General features: G+C 37.9%; 18 protein-coding genes and 1 tRNA gene. 15 read left to right on the top strand and 4 right to left on the bottom strand.

The annotated features are described in order from the left end of the window. Positions 1–257 precede the first annotated feature (257 nt). From JG29_RS06255 to wecB, 9 genes are all read left to right on the top strand, one after another. The gene (locus tag JG29_RS06255; RefSeq protein ID WP_045923098.1) at positions 258–1,196 is read left to right on the top strand and encodes an ATP-binding cassette domain-containing protein; all 939 of its coding nucleotides are present in this window, start codon (positions 258–260) and stop codon (positions 1,194–1,196) included. After that, on the top strand, positions 1,197–2,735 hold the full coding sequence (locus tag JG29_RS06250; RefSeq protein WP_045923097.1) for an ABC transporter permease/substrate-binding protein: 1,539 nt from the start codon (positions 1,197–1,199) through the stop codon (positions 2,733–2,735). Between the two features lie 200 nt (positions 2,736–2,935). Then, positions 2,936–3,967, top strand: coding sequence for a branched-chain amino acid aminotransferase (locus tag JG29_RS06245; protein WP_045923096.1), 1,032 nt, complete (start codon positions 2,936–2,938; stop codon positions 3,965–3,967). A 327-nt stretch (positions 3,968–4,294) separates the two neighbouring features. Then, positions 4,295–5,551, top strand: coding sequence for a tyrosine--tRNA ligase (gene tyrS, locus JG29_RS06240; protein WP_045923095.1), 1,257 nt, complete (start codon positions 4,295–4,297; stop codon positions 5,549–5,551). A 114-nt stretch (positions 5,552–5,665) separates the two neighbouring features. Further along, positions 5,666–6,412: a GH25 family lysozyme gene (locus JG29_RS06235; protein WP_045923094.1), complete on the top strand. Its 747-nt coding sequence runs from the start codon at positions 5,666–5,668 to the stop codon at positions 6,410–6,412. Continuing rightward, positions 6,413–7,402: a Gfo/Idh/MocA family protein gene (locus JG29_RS06230; protein ID WP_045923093.1), complete on the top strand. Its 990-nt coding sequence runs from the start codon at positions 6,413–6,415 to the stop codon at positions 7,400–7,402. Beyond that, positions 7,403–8,584 (top strand): DEAD/DEAH box helicase, encoded by a 1,182-nt coding sequence (locus JG29_RS06225; RefSeq protein WP_052696327.1) that lies wholly within the window; start codon positions 7,403–7,405, stop codon positions 8,582–8,584. Between the two features lie 66 nt (positions 8,585–8,650). Then, a tRNA-Arg gene (locus JG29_RS06220) sits at positions 8,651–8,724 on the top strand. 195 nt (positions 8,725–8,919) lie between these two features. Beyond that, positions 8,920–10,062, top strand: coding sequence for a non-hydrolyzing UDP-N-acetylglucosamine 2-epimerase (wecB, locus tag JG29_RS06215; RefSeq protein WP_045923092.1), 1,143 nt, complete (start codon positions 8,920–8,922; stop codon positions 10,060–10,062). Positions 10,063–10,112: 50 nt separating this feature from the next. Here the strand turns inward: wecB and JG29_RS06210 are convergent, their stop codons facing one another. Together JG29_RS06210 and JG29_RS06205 are read right to left on the bottom strand one after the other, a co-directional pair. Further along, complete coding sequence (locus tag JG29_RS06210; protein WP_045923091.1) at positions 10,113–10,568, bottom strand: GtrA family protein; 456 nt, start codon at positions 10,566–10,568, stop codon at positions 10,113–10,115. Positions 10,569–10,584: 16 nt separating this feature from the next. Continuing rightward, positions 10,585–11,037 carry a flavodoxin gene (locus JG29_RS06205; RefSeq protein ID WP_045923090.1) on the bottom strand — a complete coding sequence of 151 codons (453 nt, stop codon included), beginning with the start codon at positions 11,035–11,037 and terminating at the stop codon, positions 10,585–10,587. Between the two features lie 143 nt (positions 11,038–11,180). On the opposite strand from JG29_RS06205, the gene map reads away from it, so the two are divergent. The 3 genes from map (at position 11,181) to galU (ending at position 14,074) form a co-directional block, all read left to right on the top strand. Then, on the top strand, positions 11,181–11,969 hold the full coding sequence (map, locus tag JG29_RS06200; RefSeq protein ID WP_045923089.1) for a type I methionyl aminopeptidase: 789 nt from the start codon (positions 11,181–11,183) through the stop codon (positions 11,967–11,969). 12 nt (positions 11,970–11,981) lie between these two features. Continuing rightward, positions 11,982–12,935 carry a YihY/virulence factor BrkB family protein gene (locus JG29_RS06195; protein WP_045923088.1) on the top strand — a complete coding sequence of 318 codons (954 nt, stop codon included), beginning with the start codon at positions 11,982–11,984 and terminating at the stop codon, positions 12,933–12,935. Positions 12,936–13,183: 248 nt separating this feature from the next. Further along, a complete protein-coding gene (gene galU / locus JG29_RS06190) occupies positions 13,184–14,074 on the top strand; it encodes a UTP--glucose-1-phosphate uridylyltransferase GalU (RefSeq protein WP_045923087.1) in 891 nt (296 codons plus the stop codon). A gap of 6 nt (positions 14,075–14,080) precedes the next feature. On the opposite strand, the gene JG29_RS06185 is transcribed toward galU, so the two are convergent. Further along, on the bottom strand, positions 14,081–14,380 hold the full coding sequence (locus JG29_RS06185; RefSeq protein WP_045923086.1) for a hypothetical protein: 300 nt from the start codon (positions 14,378–14,380) through the stop codon (positions 14,081–14,083). 41 nt (positions 14,381–14,421) lie between these two features. Between JG29_RS06185 and JG29_RS06180 the strand changes: the two genes are divergently transcribed. Genes JG29_RS06180 through JG29_RS06170 form a run of 3 tightly spaced genes read left to right on the top strand, consistent with a single transcriptional unit; the run spans position 14,422 to position 17,983 of the window. Continuing rightward, a complete protein-coding gene (locus JG29_RS06180) occupies positions 14,422–15,582 on the top strand; it encodes a thiolase family protein (RefSeq protein ID WP_232297097.1) in 1,161 nt (386 codons plus the stop codon). After that, positions 15,579–16,829, top strand: coding sequence for a hydroxymethylglutaryl-CoA reductase, degradative (locus JG29_RS06175; RefSeq protein ID WP_052696326.1), 1,251 nt, complete (start codon positions 15,579–15,581; stop codon positions 16,827–16,829). The genes JG29_RS06180 and JG29_RS06175 overlap by 4 nt, the downstream gene beginning before the upstream one ends. Positions 16,830–16,834: 5 nt before the next feature. After that, positions 16,835–17,983: a hydroxymethylglutaryl-CoA synthase gene (locus JG29_RS06170; RefSeq protein WP_232297096.1), complete on the top strand. Its 1,149-nt coding sequence runs from the start codon at positions 16,835–16,837 to the stop codon at positions 17,981–17,983. Positions 17,984–18,491: 508 nt separating this feature from the next. Here the strand turns inward: JG29_RS06170 and rlmD are convergent. Next, positions 18,492–19,874, bottom strand: coding sequence for a 23S rRNA (uracil(1939)-C(5))-methyltransferase RlmD (gene rlmD / locus JG29_RS06165; RefSeq protein WP_232297095.1), 1,383 nt, complete (start codon positions 19,872–19,874; stop codon positions 18,492–18,494). Positions 19,875–19,881 lie beyond the last annotated feature (7 nt).

The raw sequence follows: 19,881 nt of genomic DNA, 5'->3' as shown, positions 1-19,881 counted from the left end.
CTAGTCCATAGATGTATTGTATAACTAATTTAGGCAAATGGGAAAAGCTGGAGGAAAAATTGTACTTAGTGAAAATATATAACACGTAAAAATGATAAATTATTCCTGCTTTGAAAGGGAAACTGTGCCCAATTTTCGCTAACAGAATTTTTTATAAATAAAGTGGTGAGCGGTTATTATTTGCCCGAATAATCGCTAAGGTTTATATTAAATCCAGAACCGAGATGAGGTTAATTTATTAAGGAGTATACAGCTCAATGATCGATTTTAAACACGTGACTAAAATCTATGACCAGCACAAAGTTTTAAATAATTTAAGTTTAACTATTGCTAAGCATGAATTATTTGTTTTAGTTGGACCCAGTGGCAGTGGTAAAACCACGTTATTAAAGATGGTCAATCGGCTGAATACTCCGACTAGCGGTGAAATCATAGTGAATGGCCAACGAGTTTCCCAAATTGATGATGTTCAGCAATTTCGGCGTCATATTGGTTATGTTCTGCAAGCAGGGGCTTTATTTCCTAATTTAAATGTCGCAGAAAATGCGGCAATTCAACTAGAAGCCTTGCATTGGCCGCCGCAAAAACAGCACCAGCGCATTGCAGAATTATTGCAACAAGTCGGACTGGAGCCAAAAGCTTTTATGCAACGTTATCCGCATGAATTATCCGGCGGTGAAGCTCAACGTATCGGTATTGTCCGCGCCTTGGCGGCTAAGCCGGATATTATTTTGATGGATGAGCCTTTTAGTGCCTTAGATCCTTTATCACGTGAACAATTACAAGCGTTAGTCTTACAACTGCATCAGCAATTACAAATGACGATTATCTTTGTTACTCACGATATGGAAGAAGTGGTCAAATTAGCTGATCGTTTAGCAGTTATTTATCAAGGTGAATTGCAGCAAGTAGGCACCCCGGATGAAATTTTGGCCCAACCGGTAAATTCATTTGTCCATGATTTTTTCCAAGGTTTGGAACGAAAACAATTATATCTACAGCAAGTATTGGCGGCAGGTTGGGGTACACCCGCAGAAACTGGGGCCGCGCTGGAGTTTGCACCGACAAAAACTGTGGCTGATTGGGCCCAATTACTAGCAGAGCATCCTTGCCAAAATATTAAAGTTAATAATTTGATTTTGAAGCCGCAGGATTTACTACAGTATGTGGCCCATTTAAAGCCAAGGAGAAAATAAATGCAGCCAGTAATTAATTATCTAAATACAAACAGTGGTGAAATTATTAATTCTTTAGGGCAGCATTTGACGATTTCTTTTATTGCGGCAATAATTGCCATTTTAATTGCTGTGCCTTTAGCTATTATTTTAATTAATCATCGCAAAATTGGCGAATTAGTTTTACAAATTACCAGTGTTATTCAGACTATTCCCAGCCTAGCTATTTTGGGTTTATTGATTCCGTTGGTAGGAATCGGGACTATTCCCGCAATTATTGCGCTCGTATTATATGCTTTGATGCCGGTTTTTGCGAATACTTATGCTGGATTGACGAATATTGACCCGCTCTTAATGGAAGCTGCGGATGCTTTTGGAGTTTCGTGGCGCTTTAAATTATTTAAAATTCAAATTCCCTTAGCCTTACCGATGATTCTAACCGGTATTCGCCAAGCTGTAGTTATGATTATTGGAACTGCTACTTTAGCAGCATTGATTGGCGGTGGAGGATTAGGAACTTATATTTTACTGGGAATTCAAACTAATAATAATAATGCTTTAATTGTAGGCGCCGTTTTGGCAGCAGCATTAGCTTTAATAGCCAGTGGATTAATCAGATTACTAGCTAAAGTACCGCTAAAATATTTGACTTTTGCGATAATAGGAATTTTTACTCTGGCGGGGATTGGCTGGGGTGTAAAGTCGCTGGAATTTCAGCAGCAAGAGACAATAACCATTGCCGGTAAAATGGGTGGTGAACCCGAAATTTTAATTAATATGTATAAGGATATTATTGAAAACGATCAGCCGCAAATCAAGGTCAAATTAAAACCAAATTTTGGAGGAACCAGTTTTTTATTTAAGGGGTTACAGAGTCAAAAAATTGATGTTTATCCTGAATTTACGGGGACGGTTTTGCAGTCGCTAGTTAAAACCGATAAAGCAATTCCGCATCGGCCGCGCTTGGCCTATCAACAGGCCCAGAAGTTATTGCAATCCCAGTATAAAATGACTTATTTAGCGCCCATGCAATATCAAAACGGTTATGCAGTAGTGGTTCGTCGTTCTACCGCTGCAAAGTATCATTTACACACCATTGCCGATTTGACCCAATTTCCGGCTTTAAAGGCGGCTTTTGATCCTGATTTTTATCAACAAAGTGATGGCTATCCGGGTTTAAAAAAGTTCTATCATTTACATTTTCAAAATGTCAAAACGATGGAACCGGCTTTACGCTATGAAGCTTTAGCTAAGGGTAAAGTAGCTGTTACTGATGGTTACACTACTGATCCGCAAATTAAAAAGTATAAGTTAGTTGTCTTAAATGATTCCCGCTCTTTTTTCCCACCGTATCAAGGAGCACCATTAGTGAGAACCGAGTTTGCCCGGAGTCATCCGCAAATAATAAAAAGTCTCAATAAATTACAAGGACAGATTACTACTAAGCAAATGCAGACTATGAATTATCAAGTTACTGTTCAACATAAAAAAGCTTCGCAGGTAGCACACCAGTTTTTGCAACAGCATGGTTTTTTAGTGCAAAAAAGTTCAAAAAGATAATTTAGGGCATGATCTGCTGCTCTTTTCTATAATAATTTTTTTCAAGGAAGATTTTATAAAGACTTATTCTGCTGGATATTATTACCAAATGTTTAGCGATTTCTCATTTTTTGATAATTTTTTCTCTAATAATCATTGACTTTATTTGATTTAATGGTATTGTTTTTATTAAAACAAAATTAAAAATGGAGGTATTAATCATGGCTAAAGTTAAGGCAACAGATGTTGATTTTAATAATTTGAGTTTTGATTATATGGACTTGCCTTATCGTTATCAGGCATACTGGAAAGATGGTAAGTGGCAAGATGCTGGCTTAGTAGAAGAGAGTGATGTCTGCATTAGTGAAGGCTCTACTGCTTTACATTACGGCCAGTCTGATTTTGAAGGCTTGAAAGCTTATCGAACTAAAGATGGTACAATTCAATTATTTCGACCCGATCAAAACGCTGTCCGAATGCAGCATAGTTGTGAACGCTTATTAATGCCTCAAGTACCCACGGATATGTTTGTTGATGCAGTAAAGCAGGTTGTTAAAGCTAACGCAGATTTTGTTCCCCCTTATGGTAACGGCGCTACTTTATATATTCGCCCGGTAATGTGGGGTGTAGGTGGAGTAATTGGAGTTCATCCCGCAGATGAATATTTGTTTAGAATTTTTGTCATGCCGGTTGGCAATTACTTTAAGGGTGGCTTAACTCCAACTAATTTTACAACTTCAGAATATGATCGTGCGGCCCATAAAGGTACAGGTCAAAGCAAAGTCGGTGGTAATTATGCTGCTAGTTTAATGCCCGGAGAGCAAGCCCATCAACATGGATTCTCTGACTGCGTTTACTTAGATCCAATTAACCATCAAAAGATTGAAGAAGTTGGATCCGCTAATTTCTTTGGCATTACCAAAGATGATAAATTTGTGACCCCTAAATCACCATCTATTTTGCCAAGTATCACTAAATATTCGCTTTTATACTTAGCCGAACATGAATTAGGCATGGAAACAGAACAAGGGGATGTCTATATTGATGATTTGGATCGTTTCAAAGAAGCAGGAGCTTGTGGGACAGCAGCTGTTATTTCTCCAATCGGCGGCTTAGAGCATAATGGTAAATTGCATGTCTTTTATAGTGAAACGGAAGTTGGACCGGTAACACGGAAGCTTTATGATTTGTTAACAGGAATTCAATTTGGCGATGTAAAAGGCCCTGAAGGCTGGGTTGTTAAAGTTCAGTAGCAGCAAATTAACTTTTTTAGCAAAATAGCTTCATAATAACTAATTACAGATTTAAAGATTTTTAATATTAGAAATGTAAAATTTAATATTTTTGGCAAGAGAATTTCAGTAGGAAAGTGTTCCCTGGCTCAGAAACATAGTGGTGGCTGTGAACTATGCAAAGCAACTTTCTCAATTACACTTCTCGCTTTTAATTGTCTAATAGTTAATAACGTTATAATTATATGAGGTGCATTCAGCACGAAAATGGGTGGTACCGCGGCTATTTCGTCCCAGAACTATTAATTTAGTTCTGGGATTTTTTGTTTATCAAATAAAGGAGAAATTATGGATATTTTAGAAGATTTACAATGGCGTCAAGCAATTCAGCAAGTTAGTGATGAGACTAATTTCAAAAGATTATTGGCCTCTGGCAAAAAGATTTCTTTATATTGTGGAGTGGATCCCACTGGTGACAGTTTGCATATTGGACATTTAATTCCATTTATTATGTTAAAAAGATTTCAACAAGCTGGTCATCATCCGTATATTGTCATTGGCGGAGGTACCGGCTCTATTGGTGATCCCAGTGGCCGTAAAACTGAGCGGCAGCTGCAAACTATGGATCAAGTTAATCGCAATAAGGCGGCTTTAACCCAACAGATGCGGCATATATTTGGACAAGATAATTTTACGATTGTGGATAATTATGATTGGCTCAGTAAAATATCTTTACTGGATTTTTTACGAGATTACGGGAAATTATTTAATGTAAATACCATGCTTAATAAAGAGATAGTGGCTCGGCGCTTGGAAGCCGGGATTTCCTTTACCGAATTTACTTACCAAATTCTCCAATCAGTAGATTTTTGGCATTTATTTAAATACGAACAAGTACAAGTACAAATTGGTGGTGCCGATCAATGGGGCAATTTAACAGCGGGAATGGATCTAATCCATAAAAAACAACCCCAAGCAGAAGTTTTTGCTTTGACAATTCCCTTAATGTTAAAGGCTGATGGTACCAAGTTCGGGAAAACTGCCGGCGGTGCGGTCTGGTTAGATCCGAAAAAGACATCACCGTTTGAATTCTATCAATTTTGGCTTAATCAAGATGATCGAGATGTGATTAAATATCTAAAATTCTTTACCTTTTTGAGTCATGAAGAAATTGATCAGTTGGCAGTCGAAGTAGCGCATCATCCGGAAAAACGGACAGCACAAAGACGCTTGGCGCAGGAAGTAACGACTTTTGTCCACGGTAAAGCCGCCATGCAGGAAGCAGAAAAGATATCGCAAATTCTCTTCGGCGGTGATATTAAAGAACTTTCTGTTGCCCAAATTGAACAAGCCTTTGCCAAAATGCCTTCTGTACAAGCCAGTGCCCAGCCGCAGAACATTATTAATTGGCTTGTAGATTTAAAATTGGAACCTTCCAAACGCCAGGCCCGAGAAGATGTTCACAATGGAGCAATTTCTCTCAATGGCAATCTAGTCACAGATGAACAGTTACTTGTGCAACCGGATGAACACTTTGAGGGTAAATATATGATTGTTCGTAAAGGTAAAAAGAATTATACTTTAGTTCATATAAAAAATGATTAATTTAAGATTAAAGCTGGTCCAGTTAATTCAGGCTGTGACCGTCTTTTTTTTGCCTAACTATTAAGGTGCAAGTCGTGCTAAGATAAACTTAATAAGGATTGTGGAGCTTTTAATATGACAATGTATCATGCTCGGCACGTTCAAAAAACTTTACTTTGGCATCAAAGATGGTTTTTATTGATAGTCTCGGCGCTTTTAATCAGTGTTCTTATTGGTTTCGGGCTTTTGCGTCATTGGCAAAATTCCGGTCGACCTGATAAAAATACTTATCCGGTGCTGGGGATCAGCTTAAGCCAAGAAGATGGTTATCAAGATTTTCATCTTTTAAAAAATCATGGTGTAGGTTTTGTTTATTTAAAAGCTACACAAGGAGCTGATTACTTTGATGATAAATTTTTAGATAACTATTGGCGCATTCAAGGAGCACAATTACCTGTAGGAGTGTATCACTATTTTAGTTTTACCTCTTCGCCGCAGGAACAAATGCAGAATTTTCGTGATAGTGTCGGCGCGCAAATTGGCACTTTACCGATTGTTATTCAGGTAAATGATTATCAAAAACCGCGCCCTGCCCGATCCAAAATCAAGAAATCTGTTTTGGAATTACAGACGCTCTTGGTAACAACGTATCAAAGAAAAGTCATTATTCAAACCGCGCCTGTTTTTGCTGATTTATTTCCGAATGCCGCAATTTGGATACAAAGTGCTAGGCAGCCGCGACAAAAATCACGTCTAGTTTTTTGGGAATATGACAATCAGGGGAAAATACCCAGTTTAGCATCAACAAATTTATTTCATATGTCAGTTTTTGTCGGAGATCAAAGTAATTGGCAGCATTTTCTGCAAACAGGAGGTTATTAAATGTTACAATTAGGTGTTATTGGAACTAATTGGATTACACGGCAATTTATTGAAGCTGTCCAAACTACGCATACTTTTAACTTATTATCAATTTATTCTCGAAGCGTTGCACATGCCCAAAATTTAGCTAATCAGCTGGCAAAACCCGAAGTGGCAATAACAACTGACTTAACGGATTTTTTTAATAATCCGCGCTTAGATGTAGTTTATATTGCCTCACCGAATAGTTTGCATTATCATTATATTTGCCAAGCAATTAGAGCACATAAGCAGGTAATTGTCGAAAAGCCGCTGGTATCGACGCGCAGGGAATTTTTAAAGATCCAAGAACTACTGACGCAATATCCAGATGTATTCGTGCTGGAAGCTGCGCGTCATATTCATGAAAATGAGTTTAAATTGTTACAAAAGCAGGTACACAATTTGCCGCAGATAGATGGGGCGACACTGGTCTATCAAAAATATTCCAGTCGCTATGATTTAGTGCTGGCAGGAGAAGAGCCCAATATTTTTTCACCTAAATTTTCCGGAGGCGCTTTGTATGATTTAGGCGTTTATTTATTATATGATGCGCTGTGTTTATTCGGCTTTCCTCAAGCTGTCCACTATTTTCCCCAAATGTTAGCAACGGGCGTGGATGGACAGGGCACGATAATTTTGCAATATCCGCATTTTAACGCCACTTTGTTAGTCGGTAAAATCAGTAATTCTAATTTGCCCTCGGAAATTTATAGCGGAAAGCAAACTTTATCTTTCAGTGATGGGGGAACTATTAGAAAAATTTGGAATAATTATAATACCTGGCAGTTGAACGCACCGTCACATAATCCAATGTTAGCAGAAGCGCAAACTTTTGCCCAAATTCTTACTGAACATGATCAACACCAATTTCAGACTCTCTGGAAATTGGCCGATCAAGTAAATCAATTATTAACACAAATTCGTTTAACAGCAAAAATCAAATTTGCTGCCGATAGAAATGAGGTATAAATGCAGATTCCTATAGTCTACCAGGACTATTTTCAAGCACATCATTTTTTACATTTAACTCCTATTCAAGAGCAAGTATATCCATTATTATTAAAACACCAGAATGTTTTAGCCTTAGCTCCGACAGGATCAGGGAAAACACTAGCTTTTGGGATGCCATTATTACAACAAGTTCAACCTGGTGGCGGCATTCAAAAACTAATCTTGGAACCTTCCCAGGAATTAGCAATTCAAACCCGTGATGTTTTGCGGACTTTGAACCCTGATATACAAATTTATGGCCTCATCGGTGGGGCTAATTTAAAACGCCAAATTGAGAGTTTAAAACAAAAACCGGAAGTAGTAGTAGCAACGTTAGGCCGTCTTCAAGATCTTATTGCCAGAAAAAAAATTAAATTACAACACATAGATACCCTGCTGGTAGATGAAGCCGATGAATTATTGACAGATCAGTTAGATAATATTCGTTCTTTAATTAATCGCTTAAATAGTTCTTTACAATTAGCCTTTTTTTCAGCAACTAAAATTCCTTTATTTAAGGATTTGCATACTTGGTTTGCCTCAGATTTTGTAACGGTGGATTTGACAAATGATTCTTTCTTTCGGTCAGGTTTACAGCATTATTTTCTAAAAGTTGATAATCAGCATAAGCCGGATATCTTACAAAGATTAGCCCACCGAAAAAATAAAAAGAACTTGGTTTTTTGTCAATCGAGTAAACAATTGCATCGTTTAGCGGCAACTTTACGTTATCGCAAAGTTTATTTTACAGTTTTAGATACCAGTGATCCCAAAAAGCGGCGGGCGGATGCTTTGGCAGATTTTCGCAATCAAAAGACTTCATTATTGTTAACAACAGATGTAGCAGCGCGGGGAATGGATATTACTGATTTAACAACGGTTATTAATTGGGAAAACCCCAATACTTTGACTGAATATATTCACCGCAGTGGTCGAGCGGGGCGTATGGGTCGCCACGGAGAAATTATTACTTTAGGTAATCAGCATGATCGCCGCCAATTACAGGCTTTATTGCAAGAAGCGGGAATTAAATTGGAAAAGAGTACACTTTTAAAAGCTCCCATAGCCAAAACCAAAACGGACAATTCTGTTTCTAAAACCGCGAAAAAGCGGGCTGGGAAAAAGAAACGCTCCTCAAAAAATCATCGGAAACCCAATTAAGTACTTTACAGAAAGCTGATTTCGTGGCAAGATAAATTTGTTGCTTGATAATAAGTTTATTATCTCGGTCTCGTGGCTCAGCTGGATAGAGCAACTGCCTCCTAAGCAGTAGGTCATCGGTTCGAATCCGATCGAGATCATTGATCTGCAAATAAATTAGGAAATATTGATTAACTAAGCAAATTTATGGTATTAATTCCACAGTTGAGATTTTGTTCTGTGGATTAGATTGCTCAAGGTTAGTGGAAAATTAGGATATTAACCAGGAGAGCTGGAAATTATTTTTGGAGCCAGTTCTTTTTTTATAATTTAATAAGTTTATTAGGAAGTAAAAAATGCAAAAAATCAAGGTAATGGCTATTTTCGGCACCCGGCCGGAAGCAATTAAGATGGCACCGTTAGTTTTAGAATTAAAAAAACAAAATGCTTATTTTGAGACCGTTATTGTGGTTACAGCACAGCATCGAGAAATGCTGGATTCAGTCTTGGACATTTTTCAAATTAAACCGGATTATGATCTAAATATTATGAAAAGAAAGCAGACTCTCAGTGGTATTACCAGTTCGGTGATTCTGGATTTAGATGCGGTTTTAGAAAAAGAACAACCGCAAATAGTTTTGGTTCATGGTGATACCACCACAACTTTTGCAGCAGCGTTATCGGCTTTTTATCATCAAATTGCAGTCGGACATGTTGAAGCCGGCTTAAGAACTTGGAAGAAGTATTCACCATGGCCTGAAGAAATGAACCGGCAAATGACTGATAATTTAGCCGACTTATATTTTGCTCCTACTGCTCAAAGTCGGGCCAATTTACTAAAAGAAAATCATCCGCAACAAAATATTTTTGTTACGGGTAATACGGCCATTGATGCACTAGCTCAAACTGTTCAAGCTGATTATCATCATCAAGTTCTGGATTTAATTGACCCGCAAAAAAGAATGATATTAGTTACCATGCATCGCCGAGAAAACCAAGGTGAACCTATGCGGCAGGTTTTCCGGGCAATTAGAGATGTGGTTCAGGCTTATTCCGATGTAGAAGTTATTTATCCTGTGCATCTAAATCCGGTAGTTCAAAAAACTGCCCAAGAAATTTTAGGTAAGCAAAAACGCATTCACTTAATTGAACCACTGGATGTTTTAGATTTTCATAATTTGATTGATCGTTCTTATTTCATAATGAGTGATTCCGGGGGTGTCCAAGAGGAGGCTCCGGCCTTAAAGAAGCCGGTTTTGGTTTTACGTGATACTACTGAACGCCCGGAAGGAGTCCAGGCAGGAACTTTAAAATTAGTGGGAACGCACTACGACAGTGTTAAAAAAGAAATGGAACAACTCTTAAATGACCCCAAAGAATATCAGTCGATGGCCCAGGCCAAAAATCCTTATGGTGATGGTCAGGCTAGTCAAAGAATTTGTGCGGCTTTACGTTATTACTTTCAGCAAACTAAAAAACGTCCCTTGGATTTTAAGTAAAATAATTAGGCAAAGAAAAATACTCTCTCTATCTTTAGAGAAAGCATTTTTTAGTGGAGATTTTTTTGGCGTTGCCGCAAGTTCTCCAAGCGTTTTTGTAATATTTTATTTTCATGTGTAAAAATAGCTTGTGTGGAAAAGTAATTGACTAAACCAACAATAATTTGGTCAATTACTTTAACAATTAAATTATGCCAATGCAGCCAATTAATACCCAGCCACATTAGGATATTATCTAAAATCAGAGCTAAAATCCTCTGAGATAAAAAAAGTACCATCTCTTTCAGCAAAGTTTTTGGTGTTTGATAACGTGATTGAAAAACAATTTTTTTATTAGCAATAAACGAAAATAAATTGGCTACAAACCAAGCAATAGTATTAGCAATAAGCAGTGTTATTTGCGCATGATTGTGCAGCCAGTTAAAAACGATAATATTTAAAAGTGAAGCTAAAAAGCCAAAAATGCTATAGATTATAAAATTGCGATATCTTTTATAAACTTTCATGGGGTTGTCTTCTTTGTTATTGGCAATTCTCAACAATTGTTTGAGCAAAATGATCTAATTTTACAATATCGTCATTATTTGGTGCTAATTCAATTTTAACACTCTTAGCTCCTTGGCGGGCGTGAGCCTGTAGAAAAGCTTTTTCAAACTGATCAACAGCCACACAAAATTCGGGATAAAAAGTATCACCAGAGCCGCAAACACCAAAAATTTTATTACTGAGATCACTTTCCAGTAAATCATGATAAAAGTCTAAACCTTCGTCTGGGATATTTCCTTCTAGGCCATCAGAATAAGTGTAACTAACCATGATGCAGACATCTGCTTGTAAATAGTCAGCCACGTCAGTTTGAGAGATTTCTGAGAGATCAACTTGCATACCGGCCTCTTCAAAATCTTCACTCAGAATATCGGCGATGTCTTCATCGTTGCCAGTCATACTGGCGTAAACAATTTTAATTTTAGTCACAATCTCCATCCTCATTATATAAATTCATAAATTATATTATAACAAATTTACGGATCTGAGAATTAAAAATGTTTGGTAATTAATAAATTAATAGCTGATATGCGCTATAATGTGTACAGTTAGAAAGTGGAGGTAATAATAGTTTGATTACATTAAAATCAGAACGTGAAATAGAAGGTATGCGTCGTTCAGGAGCCTTACTTGCACAAACGCATATCGGCTTACGCAACATTATTAAACCGGGAATTTCCAGCATGGAAATTGAAAATTTTGCGGATAATTTTATTACGAAAAATGGTGGTATTCCTTCCGAAAAGGGATTTGAAGGTTATCAATTTGCCACCTGTGTTTGTGTAAATGATGAAGTAGCGCATGCCGAACCGCGTGAAAAATTAATTTTGAAAAATGGCGATATTGTCAAAGTAGATATGACCGTAGCCCTTGATGGCTATCAAAGTGATTCTTGCTGGACCTATGCTGTGGGCGAAATTTCTGCTGAGAAAAAACATCTCATGGATGTGACCAAAAAAGCCTTATATCTGGGAATTGATCAGGCTGTGATCGGCAATCGTCTCGGTGATATTGGCTGGGCAATTCAACATTATGTGGAAGATGAAGAACATATGGGTGATGTTCGTGATTTAATTGGACACGGAATTCAGCCATCAATGCATGAAGCCCCTAACGTACCGCACTATGGTGAACCGGGAAAAGGTTTGCGTTTACGTGAAGGAATGACTATTACTATTGAACCGATGGTTAATCTAGGTACTTGGAAAATTAAAAGTAAGTTTACAGATGAAGATTGGGAGTATTTCGTATCTGCAGACGGATCCACCTCAGCTCAGTATGAGCATACTTTAGCAATTACCAAAAATGGTCCGAAAATTCTCACTTCGCAAGATCCGGAATTTGACAAAAAATATTTATAAAAACTGATAATTATGAAAATACACTCACAAAGCCCTTTATTTAAAACTGATCAATCAATTTTCGCTAAAATGAGCGGGTTCGGGCAGCTCGTAGCTCAAAAATTTAAAAATGGGAATGTAGGATTGTCTTCCAAAGCCATCGTTTACTATGGCCTTTTATCCTTTTTTCCCCTGATTTCGCTGTTGGGGAGTATTATTCCCTGGTTTCATTTGAATGTGCAGACCATTTTGGGCTATTTACAGCTTTTAACCCCGCAAAAGCTGCAACAACTGATTGAACCGCTAGTTGTACAATTATTGACTAAATCTAGTGGAGGTTTATTGTCTTTTGGGATTATCGGTACTCTGTGGACTAGTTCAGGTGTGGTTAATATTTTACGCCGCAGTGTTAATGATGTTTATGGCTTTGATAATGAGAAAATGTACACACAAACTGACCAATCTTTTATTAATTATATTATATTAAGATTGGTGTCGATTGTATTAACAGCTTTATTCATTATTGCCTTAATTGCCCTGCTGGTTACTTTGGTTATTGGGCAACAGTTGTTAAACTGGATTCAGCCTTTCTTTGTGTGGGTACCAGCTTTTTTAAATATTTTTGCCCGTTGGAAATGGCCGGTAACAGTTGCTATTTTGATGTTAATCATGTTAGCGGCCTATTTTTTACTACCTAATACCCATGTGAAATTACGCTATGTGTGGCCAGGAGCGATTTTTTCTGCTGTCGGTTTTATTGTTTTGGTTCAATTCTTTTCACTTTATTTACATTATTTTGGGCGGCGCTGGAATTCTTACGGCACGATTGGAACTTTCTTTATTTTAATTTTATGGCTTAATTTTATTGGCTACATTTTTATGATTGGAGCTTCTTTGAATGCGGCTTTTACTGAAGGCTGGGTAGGTACTTTACAACAGCAAAGTCGGCTTAAGTTTTTGTCTAAAAGGCAGTCGCCACCTCTTTGATTACAGCCAGTAGAGCTGTGATATAATAATGATGTCTGTAATTTAAAACTGAGAAATAATGATCATCATCAGATAAATTTATTTATACACTGTGTAGCGGATCACCCATAGGTAATGTAGTAAATGAAGGTATTATTACCGGACTGCTGCAAATGTCGATTCTAGCATCTATTTGAGCAATTAATTACTGTGAGCAGAAATATATTTTTCTGGTGAAGATATTTAATCTGATTGTGAGGAGATTAATTATGCAAAAGGTGAGAAAAGCTGTGATCCCGGCAGCAGGATTAGGAACGCGCTTTTTGCCCATAACTAAGGCAATGGCAAAAGAAATGCTGCCTATTGTTGATAAGCCGACTATCCAGTTTATTGTGGAAGAGGCTAAAGAATCGGGAATTGAAGATATACTAATTATTACTGGCAAAGGTAAGCGGCCGATTGAAGATCATTTTGATTCCGCTCCGGAATTAGAGCAAAATCTCAAAGAAAAGCATAAAGATAACTTATTAAAATTAGTGCAGGATACAACTAATATTGGCGTGCATATGTATTTTATCCGGCAGGCTTACCCGAAGGGTTTAGGTGATGCTGTTCGTTTAGCCAAGTCCTTTATTGGTGATGAACCTTTTGTGGTCATGTTGGGGGATGACTTAATGCGGGATAAAGTTCCCCTGACTCAACAGTTAATTAATGATTATAATGAGACACATGCTTCAACTCTGGCAGTGATGCAAGTTCCTAAAAAAGATGTTTCCAAATATGGAGTAATTGCACCTGATGGTGAAGCCAAAAAAGGTCTTTATCGTGTGAAAAATTTTGTAGAGAAGCCGGCGGTTGATCAGGCTCCCAGCAATTTAGCTATTATTGGCCGTTATTTGTTAACACCCGATATTTTTGATGTCTTAGAAACTCAAAAGCCGGGCGCTGGTAACGAGATTCAATTAACTGATGCGATTGATCGTTTAAACACTACCCAGCGGGTTTTTGCGCATGAATTTACCGGTGAGCGTTTTGATGTCGGAAATAAGTTTGGTTATATGAAAACCAGCATTGAATACGGCCTAACGCATCCGGAAATTAAAGATGAATTGAGACAATACATTATTGCTTTGGGACAAAAACTAGCGGCAAAAAAATAAAGTGAGTTATTTTAAATAAACTTGACCGTCAGCAAATCTAAGACCAAAGATTTGCTGGCGATCTTTTTGTTTGTGAATAAAAATTAAGGCTGTTGGCTCTTGTTGTTGTAATAGTACTAGTAGTTCCCAGATTTTTAAAGTTTTTGAAGAATGAGAATTCACATTGAGCAATAGATAATAGTTTTCATCAATAACTTCTGATGATATACTGGAGATTCTGTAGTGTCGATGTTGTTCATCTTCAAAGAAGACAGGACTATTATTTTTAACATCGGCAAGTAATTGAATTAAAGTTTTTACGTTCACCGTAAATTCCTTTCGTAATAATTAAAATGAGGTGTAAGAAGTTGATAGATCAACAAGTTGTTATTGCTGCAGCCTATCGAACTCCAACAGGAAAATTTTGGGGACAATTGCAACCCTTTAGTTCAGCCCAATTAGCTAGTCAATTAGTGACAAAAATGTTAGCCGTAACCAATTTTGAGAAAAACATTATCGATCAGGTGATTTTGGGTAATGTCTTAAGTAGTGGAACGGGCCAAAATTTGGCGCGCCAAGTCCAACTCAATGCCGGTCTAGAGCCCACAGGAAGTGCCATGACTGTTAATCAGGTCTGCGGATCCGGATTAAAAGCTATTCGGTTAGCTCAAGAAGCCTTAGTAATGAATGATGCCCGTGCTGTTATTGCAGGGGGAGTCGAGAGTATGTCGAATGCACCGGCTTTTGTACCCCGAAGTGGGAAAAATGAATTTTTACAACAGTCTATTCATGATAGTTTACAAGAAGATGGCTTACAGGATGATTTTGGCCATTATGCAATGGGAGTGACGGCAGAAAAACTTGCACAAAAATTTCACATATCCCGCAAGCAGCAAGATCAGTATGCACTTCAGTCCCAAAAACGGGCCACAAAAGCATCGCAAGCCGGGAACTTTGATCAGGAAATTTTAAAAATATCTCCGTTGAGTTATGATGAACCTATACGTCTTCATACTGACTTGCAGACTTTGGGGAAGTTACCACCAGTGTATCAAAAACAAGGCAGTGTGACTGCGGGTAACTCTTCACCATTAAGTGATGGAGCTTCAGCTTTGTTATTAATGAAAGCCGAAACTGCACAAGCTGCAGGAATGTTGCCGTTAGCCCGGATTACAGCTTATCAAGAGGTCGGTTATTATCCGGAATTGATGGGATATGCTCCTGTAATTGCTATCCAAAAACTTTTGGCAAAAAAAAATCAGCAAGTAAGTGATATTGATTTATTTGAGGTTAATGAGGCCTTTGCGGTCCAAGCATTGGTTGTGCAACAAGAATTACAAATTGCTCCGGAACGCTATAATGTGAGCGGTGGTGCTCTGGCGTTAGGTCATGCCTTAGGATCATCCGGCAGCCGAATTGTAACTACGTTAGTTCATAATTTAATTCGGACCCGTCAACAATACGGAATTGCAGCCTTATGTATTGGCGGCGGTCAAGCGATTGCTTTAGAGGTGGAAAATTTGCAATGACCAAATTTTATAAATTAACAACTGCTCAAAGAATTAAACAATTATATCAGCAAGGCTATCTTAGTCAAGCAGACTGCTATTTTTTAGAGACTGGCAGCACTTTAACTACCCAAACAGGTAGTCATTTAGTAGAGAACTACATTGGAAATTTTTCTTTACCTTTAGGACTGGCCAATAATTTTGTGATTGATCAGCAAGATTATTTAATTCCAATGGTCACAGAAGAACCTTCAGTGATTGCCGCAGCCTGTAATGCCGCTCAGCGGATCAGTCATTGTGGCGGCTTTCATACTCAAGTTCAGCGCGTGGGTATTCAGGGCCAAATTGTCTTTCAAGGACAATTGTCTATTGATGGCGAACAATTTTTGCAGCAACAATATCTCCGATTAAAAGAAATTGCGGATCAAACTCATCCTACTTTGCGTCAGCATGGCGGTGGGTTAAAAAATATTACTATCCAAAAATATGATGATTTTGTTGAATTTGATTTATTAATTGATTCAGCTGAAGCCATGGGAGCTAACATTGTTAATACGATTTTAGAGGCCGAAGCTCATTATTTGCAGCAGCAATTGCCGCAATTACAATTGCTAATGTCGATTTTATCTAATCATAATCCGCAACAATTAGCGCAAGCCCAAGTAAAAGTTAAGGTTAGTGAATTGGCAACTGAGCAGTGTGATGGCTTGCAAGTAGCCCAAAGAATGGTAGCTGCCAGCCGTTTTGCCCAAATGTCAAGAGCACGAGCTGCCACTCATAATAAAGGTATCATGAATGGCATTATTGCGGTGGCTTTAGCTACTGGTAATGATACGAGAAATCTGAGTGCTGCAATTTATTCATTTTTAAATGAGCAGCATCCGCTATTAACTAAATGGCAGCTGCAAGGGCAAAATTTAATCGGAACCATTAAAGTACCTTTGCCGTTGGGAAGTGTCGGCGGAGCCATTTCCACCTTACCGAGTGCACAATTAGCTCTGCGCATTTTACGTCGACCCAATGCCGCACAGTTAATGGGCATTATTGCGTCTGTGGGACTGGCATCGAATTTATCTGCTTTAAGGGCCTTAGTGACCACCGGCATTCAAGCAGGTCATATGAATCTACAATGGCAAAGTTTGGCACTCATGGCGGGAGCTCAAGCAGAGGAAATTACGCCGCTAGTTTCTTATTTAAAGAAATATCCGCAAAAGGCCAATTTAGCTGCTGTTAAATTAAAGTTACAACAATTACGAAAGGAAAAATAAGAATCATGGTTGGAATTGATAAAATAGGTTTTTATACTCCTCAGCAATACTTGGATTTAAAAGATTTAGCCCAAGCTCGTCAGGTCGATCCGAATAAGTATTTAATTGGAATTGGCCAAAGTAAAATGGCTGTAGCAGATATGGATCAAGATATAGTAGCTATGGCTGCCAATGCCGCTGAAGAAATTTTAGATGCTGAAGATCGACAAAAAATTGGCCTGTTAATTGTTGCTACTGAAAGTGGGGTCGATCAATCTAAAGCAGCTGCTTTATTTGTGCAAGAATTATTGCACTTGCATCATAATTTGCGGGCTGTGGAGATTAAAGAAGCTTGTTACGGAGCTACGGCAGCTCTTGGATGGGCCTATGATTTTGTTAGTTTACATCCAGAGCAAAAAGCTTTGGTGATTGCCAGTGATATTGCCCGTTATGGCTTAAAAACTGCGGGAGAAGTAACTCAAGGAGCTGGAGCAGTGGCTTTACTCATTAGTCAAAAGCCGCGTATTTTGGCTCTTGAAAAACAGTCAATTTATCGGAGTCAAAATGCTAATGATTTCTGGCGGCCTAATTATTCTCAAGAAGCATTTGCTCGAGGTAAATACTCAGAAGAACTTTATTTACAGATGTTTAGCCAAGTTTATCAGCAGGCAGCCGAATTAATTAGTGAAAAAAGTTTAGCTGCACTTTTGTTTCATATTCCATTTTCTAAAATGGGACGGAAAGCTTTACAAACTTTGACAACGCAACTGACAGATAGTGATTATCAAAGATTGGAACAACGCTTTAATAAGAGTATTATTTATGGCAAAAATGTGGGTAATATTTACACTGGATCACTATATTTGAGTTTATTATCACTTTTAGAAAATGATGATACTTTAAAGCCGAATGATCGCATTGGTCTTTTTAGTTATGGCTCAGGTGCTGTAGCTGAATTATTTTTTGGGCGGTTGCAACCAGGATATCAGAATAGTCTAAATCCGCACAAGCATCAAGAATTACTGGCGCAAAGGAAAAAATTAACTATTAAGGAGTATGAGCAGATATTCCAACAGCATCTAGTGACCGATGGCTCTAGCCAACTTATTCCTTCTAAAAGAGAAACCGGTCATCGTCTCTTCAAAGTGGAAAATCATGAACGCTTTTATAAATAAAACGCTTGCATGAATTTTAAAAGCATGCTATTATGGGGTTGTGGAAAGATGATTAGCCTACCTGCAACTGCATGGTTTAAATATCAGCGATATTTAATTAAAGGTTATTGATTCAAACTGGATATAAAGAAATATTATTGATGGAGATGATCGTCTGAAAAGACAGATTGTTGTAGAAGAAAAGATGGATACATTAAAATGACAATAATTTGAATACAAGGATGATCCTGAAAATCAGTCATCAAAATTTCTTAAGTAAACATGGCGTCATTGAGATGTTTTCATCTAGATGTAAAAGGGTGTAGAGTTACTGTTCGGATAAGAAGCAGTTGCCATCATCTAAGCCACGTTAAGGCCGTGATTCAATTCACGGTCTTTTATTTTTTAGTTAATTGATCTAAAAGAATAGTTTACATTGGGAAAATTTAATTAATAAACTGATTTCCAAGCTTCAAAAAAGACTCTGACAGCAGATTTCTGCTGTCAGAGCCCTTTAGTGAAATAAGTTTTAGGAAAATCTTCGGCTTAATTTGGTTATGACTTCAACTTGCGGAGTTTGCGGGAACATGTCCAAAGGCTGGAGCCAATCTACATGATAAAAGCTGGTTAAATATTTCAAATCGCGTGCCAGAGTGGCTGGATTGCAAGATATATAAACGAACTTAGCGGGTTGTGACTGCTGAATAAATTTTATAAATTCCTGCGTTAATCCACTGCGAGGTGGATCAACTATTAAGGCAGTGGGCTGAATACCTTGCTGCAGCCATTGTGGATAAAGCTTTTCGACGGCGCCTACTTGATAAGAAGCATTAGTAATGTGATTTTGCCGCAGATTCAATTGCGCATCTTTAACTGCTGCCGGAATGATTTCTGCACCCAGAACTTGCTGGACTTGCTGGGCTAAACTAATACCAATGGTACCCACCCCCGCGTAAGCATCTATCACAATATCATTAGGTTGCGGATTCAAAGCAGCTGTGGCTATTTGATATAATTTGGTAGTTTGTTCCGGATTGAGTTGGAAAAAAGCTGCTGGTGATAAAAAGAAATCATAATTGCCAATTTTTTCCCGCAGATAATTATCGCCCCATAAAATAGTGGTTTCTGCTCCCCATAAAGGACCGGTAGTTTGTGGATTGAAATTTTGGGCAATGGAAATTACGGCAGGAATTTTTTGTTTAATTTGTGCAATTAGCTGTGATTTGTGTGGTAATTTGCGCGAATTAGTAATAAAAGTTAGCTGAGCTTGCTGATAAGCTACCGATTCACGCACCACCAGTGTTTTAATAATTCCGGAATGACTGTGCGGGTCATAAATCGGAATTTGTAGTTCTTCAATGATGGGCAAGAGTGATTGAAGAATTTGGAGTGTTAGTGGTCTTTGGGTGGGAATCTCTAAAGAATCAACTACTTGATGTGTTCCAGTTTGATAAAGCCCACAAATTAACTTGCCCTTTTTTTGACGTAATTGAAACTGTGCTTTATTACGATAGTGCCAGGGGTTATCAGCTTTGATGGTGGATTTTACCAAATAAGAACGGTAACCTTGGGGACGAAAGTGGCGCAAAGCTTCAGTTACCATTAATCTTTTGTATTTTAATTGTTGGGGATAACTTAAATGAGCTAATTCTAAGCCGCCTACTTGACCAAAAAGTTGGGGCGGGTTGGGATTGCGCAGCTTACTGGAGCGAATAATTTGTAACAGGCGGGCGCGGCAAAAATTATGTGTAATGGCGGTGATTTCGCCCAGAATAATCTCTCCGGGTAAAGCTTGAGGAATAAAAATAAGAGTATTTTGATAATAGGCAATACCTTCACCATTAATTCCCATTCTTTTAATGGTTAGTTGCATACGCATACCAATTTTGAGTTTATTTTGAGTTTTTTTCAAAAAAATC

It is taken from the genome of Bombilactobacillus mellis, assembly GCF_000967245.1.
Classification (GTDB): domain Bacteria; phylum Bacillota; class Bacilli; order Lactobacillales; family Lactobacillaceae; genus Bombilactobacillus; species Bombilactobacillus mellis.
Note: the sequence above shows the minus strand (reverse complement) of the source record. Positions and strands in the feature narration are given on the sequence as shown.

What these genes read in the sequence shown, in the direction of transcription:
- JG29_RS06255 (WP_045923098.1), top strand. Translation starts at nt 258, where the DNA reads ATGATCGATTTTAAACACGTGACTAAAATCTATGACCAGCACAAAGTT.
- JG29_RS06250 (WP_045923097.1), top strand. Translation starts at nt 1,197, where the DNA reads ATGCAGCCAGTAATTAATTATCTAAATACAAACAGTGGTGAAATTATT.
- JG29_RS06245 (WP_045923096.1), top strand. Translation starts at nt 2,936, where the DNA reads ATGGCTAAAGTTAAGGCAACAGATGTTGATTTTAATAATTTGAGTTTT.
- tyrS (WP_045923095.1), top strand. Translation starts at nt 4,295, where the DNA reads ATGGATATTTTAGAAGATTTACAATGGCGTCAAGCAATTCAGCAAGTT.
- JG29_RS06235 (WP_045923094.1), top strand. Translation starts at nt 5,666, where the DNA reads ATGACAATGTATCATGCTCGGCACGTTCAAAAAACTTTACTTTGGCAT.
- JG29_RS06230 (WP_045923093.1), top strand. Translation starts at nt 6,413, where the DNA reads ATGTTACAATTAGGTGTTATTGGAACTAATTGGATTACACGGCAATTT.
- JG29_RS06225 (WP_052696327.1), top strand. Translation starts at nt 7,403, where the DNA reads ATGCAGATTCCTATAGTCTACCAGGACTATTTTCAAGCACATCATTTT.
- wecB (WP_045923092.1), top strand. Translation starts at nt 8,920, where the DNA reads ATGCAAAAAATCAAGGTAATGGCTATTTTCGGCACCCGGCCGGAAGCA.
- JG29_RS06210 (WP_045923091.1), bottom strand. Translation starts at nt 10,568, where the DNA reads ATGAAAGTTTATAAAAGATATCGCAATTTTATAATCTATAGCATTTTT.
- JG29_RS06195 (WP_045923088.1), top strand. Translation starts at nt 11,982, where the DNA reads ATGAAAATACACTCACAAAGCCCTTTATTTAAAACTGATCAATCAATT.
- galU (WP_045923087.1), top strand. Translation starts at nt 13,184, where the DNA reads ATGCAAAAGGTGAGAAAAGCTGTGATCCCGGCAGCAGGATTAGGAACG.
- JG29_RS06175 (WP_052696326.1), top strand. Translation starts at nt 15,579, where the DNA reads ATGACCAAATTTTATAAATTAACAACTGCTCAAAGAATTAAACAATTA.
- JG29_RS06170 (WP_232297096.1), top strand. Translation starts at nt 16,835, where the DNA reads ATGGTTGGAATTGATAAAATAGGTTTTTATACTCCTCAGCAATACTTG.